Annotated in this window: 1 protein-coding gene; it reads left to right on the forward strand. The window is 55.2% G+C overall.

All coding sequences use genetic code 11. From position 1 onward, the window contains the following. Positions 1–53: 53 nt before the first annotated feature. A partial coding sequence (locus LZP73_RS20565; protein WP_284693647.1) for a JAB domain-containing protein occupies positions 54–286 on the forward strand: 233 nt, incomplete at its 3' end.

The following is a 286-nucleotide window of genomic DNA, read 5'->3' on the forward strand; positions in this document are numbered from 1 at the left end:
ATCCGGAATACGACGCCATTATGCGCATCATTGACTGAAAGGGGGCAGGAACAATGCAACAGATTTCCTTTCTGCCCGGAGAGATGACGCCCGGCGAGCGCAGTCTCATTCTGCGGGCCCTGAAAACCCTGGACCGTCATCTTCATGAACCCGGTGTGGCCTTCACCTCCACCCGTGCGGCACGGGAATGGCTGATTCTGAACATGGCGGGACTGGAGCGTGAAGAATTCCGGGTGCTATATCTGAATAACCAGAATCAGCTGATTGCCGGTGAAACCCTCTTCAC

It is taken from the genome of Shewanella sp. AS16 (genome assembly GCF_021412365.1).
GTDB lineage: Bacteria > Pseudomonadota > Gammaproteobacteria > Enterobacterales > Shewanellaceae > Shewanella > Shewanella salipaludis.